At 44.1% G+C, this 3,135-nt stretch carries 1 protein-coding gene and 1 rRNA gene; both read right to left on the bottom strand.

Going from position 1 to position 3,135, the window contains the following annotated elements; translation table 11 throughout:
* Nucleotides 1-108: 108 nt before the first annotated feature.
* The gene (locus ACYVIL_RS20575) at nt 109-1,524 is read right to left on the bottom strand and encodes a purple acid phosphatase family protein (protein WP_460314634.1); all 1,416 of its coding nucleotides are present in this window, start codon (nt 1,522-1,524) and stop codon (nt 109-111) included.
* Nucleotides 1,525-2,774: 1,250 nt separating this feature from the next.
* Nucleotides 2,775-2,890 (bottom strand): 5S ribosomal RNA (rrf, locus tag ACYVIL_RS20570).
* Between the last annotated feature and the right edge of the window lie 245 nt (nt 2,891-3,135).

Genomic DNA, 3,135 nt, shown 5'->3' with positions numbered 1-3,135 from the left:
TCAAATTAAAGGAGAAAGTTATCGAATTAAAGAAAAGAAACAAGCAGGTTTAATGGAAAAAACAACCAAGTAGTGGATCACATTTAAATTGATCGAGTGGATCAGTTTTCAATTGATGTTGACACCTCTAAGACCATCACCAGCAAAACCTACATCCCAATAACTAACGCCATTGATATTTACATATTCAAGTAATTCGTCATGCCCTGATAAAACAGCAGTTACATCATATTGTTCGAAAAGCTGTTGATAAATTCTCATGGGCACACCAGATTGACTATCTTCACCATTAGCAATACCAGCACTTCCCGATGGAAGGCTATGTACGCCTGTACCAAAAGCGGTATGATGGAATTGAACAAAAATCACTTGTCCTTCAGCTTGAGCTGTAGACAACTCTCGTACCGCCCAGTTCCACTGTTCACTACCTTGATTAAAATCTGGAACACGGGACTCTTCGCCATTGATATATAGATTGGTGTCTTGGCTTGGGTCGTCATCGTTACCATTTGAAGAATCAAGGGTAATTAAGGTTACAGGACCGTAATCAACACGATAATATCGCTTCTCGTAGCGTTCATCTGATGCGTCGTTGTTCGGTAAGTCCCAATAAGTATTCCATTTATCGTATGACAACATTGAGGCTTCTGCGTTATAACCTGGGGCTTCTGGGTGCCAATAATTTTCATGGTTACCTAATGCAGGAAATATTGGTGTGGTAGAAGCAAGAGTTCCCCATTCTCCTGCGCTATGTCTCCAAAACTCATCCCAATCCAGTTGACGTCCACCCTTCTCGACGAGATCTCCAGCGATAACCCAAAAATCGGGACTCCTTTGAGCAGCATAAATCAAATTAGCCTTATAGCCGGTGGTTTGGTCGACAGGATATTGACGAGTATAAGTATCTGGATCAGTTCCTAATTTATCTCCCCCAATAGCTAAAGCACTCGCTGTCCAACGAACAGTTTTTTCTGTTGATTCTGGCTCAGTTTCCATATCTGACATAGTGATAAATCTAATTGTTTCACGACTTCCTTGAGCTGGCGCAGAAGTTAGGGTTGACGAAAATGCACTTTCATCTGGTTGTTCAACGGTGTAGTCGTAAGTTGTATTAGCCTCAAGTCCAGTTACCCTAACACTATGTTTGTAGCTAGATGCCGGAGTTTCTCCCTCAGCAACGTCGCTATGGGTTTCACCAAAGTTACTGTCGCCATGTATATACTCAATTTCAGAGGTTCCATAAGTCAAAGAGTCTGCTATCTCTACGTCAGAAACAAATGATCCAACACCTTCAATTGTTACCGTTCCAGGCTGATCAGAATTACTTAACCAACTAACTGTTATTTCCGTTGTCGTTGGATTTTGCAAATATGGTAGGACAGTAAAGTTGATATACGACGTAGGTGTAACTTCAACTTCACTGTCAGGCGAAGAATCATTATCACCGTTGCACCCGGCAAGTGAAAGGATACTAACTGCTATTGTCGTTTTAAAAAAATGTGGAAATTTAGAGGTAGACTTCATTAACTAAAACCCTATTTAATTTGTTTTTGGTAACAATCCTATTTGAAAGAACAAAACTGCTTCTCGTAGACCGCGCGCCAGCTTAGGTATAGTTGGTTTCATTTTGATTACCGTTTTGTGATGCATTCAAGTCACTTTCACGAAATAAATATGACAGAGTTGAATTAGGAGACTCTGCAAATGACATCACCGAATAAAGCCCGAGCTACACCGTTAAGAATGTAGGCTGTAACTTATTCCAGTACGCCTTTTTCACGGGCTAAAGCCCGAGCTACACGATTAAGAATGTAGGCTGGTATTTATGCCAGTGCGCCTTTCCCACGGGCTAAAGCCCGAGCTACACCATTAAGAATGTAGGCTGGTATTTATGCCAGTGCGCCTTTTTCACGGGCTAAAGCCCGAGCTACACGATTAAGAATGTAGGCTGGAATTTATGCCAGCGCGCCTTTTCCACGGGCTAAAGCCCGAGCTACACCATTAAGAATGTAGGCTGGAATTTATGCCAGCGCGCCTTTTCCACGGGCTAAAGCCCGAGCTACACCATTAAGAATGTAGGCTGGTATTTATGCCAGTGCGCCTTTTTCACGGACTGAAGCCCGAGCTACACCATTAAGAATGTAGGCTGTAACTTATTCCAGTGCGCCTTTTATACGGGCTGAAGCCCGAGCTACACCGTTAAGAATGTAGGCTGGTATTTATGCCAGTGCGCCTTTCCCACGGGCTAAAGCCCGAGCTACACGATTAAGAATGTAGGCTGGAATTTATGCCAGCGCGCCTTTTACACGGGCTGAAGCCCGAGCTACACCGTTAAGAATGTAGGCTGGTATTTATGCCAGCGCGCCTTTTCCACGGGCTAAAGCCCGAGCTACACCATTAAGAATGTAGGCTGTAACTTATTCCAGTGCGCCTTTTACACGGGCTGAAGCCCGAGCTACACCGTTAAGAATGTAGGCTGGTATTTATGCCAGCGCGCCTTTTCCACGGGCTAAAGCCCGAGTTACATTCATTATATATGCTCTCACATGGGGGTGAAAACGGGGCTCTCTGGAGCAGCGCTCCAGCCGTTTGAACGACTCAAGCTATGCTTGAGGCTGGGAATCCACTTTGTGATGGTTGACTGCGGAGTAGATTTCGCGCGGCAGCGCTTAGAATGGGGCCACCTTAATAATATTCGATAAATGCGCGGTTATTTTAACGGCATCAGAAACGAAAAAAGCCACCCTATTAAGGCGGCTTTATTCTAAATGGGAGTCTGGCGATGTGCTACTCTCACATGGGGAAACCCCACACTACCATCGCCGCTAACACGTTTCACTTCTGAGTTCGAGATGGGATCAGGTGGTACCGTGTCGCTAAGGTCGCCAGACAAAGTCGTGCAAATTCATCGAAGCATATTGCGTCGCGAAGCGACTGCTGCTTTTCAAGATGACATTTGCGCAAGGTGACTATCATTACCTACATTCGTTTAGGAATGTACTCACCTTGTCATTAAACTGTGTATGTTTTAACAAACTTGGAAGCTGTGTAATCAAATCGAGTTGCGTACTCTTGCTCTTAGTCAGAGCCTATTTTATGTTGTCTTGTCACACTTACAACACCATGCTTCTTACG

The organism is Aliiglaciecola aliphaticivorans, assembly GCF_054782055.1.
This window is presented reverse-complemented; position numbering and strand designations above follow the sequence as displayed.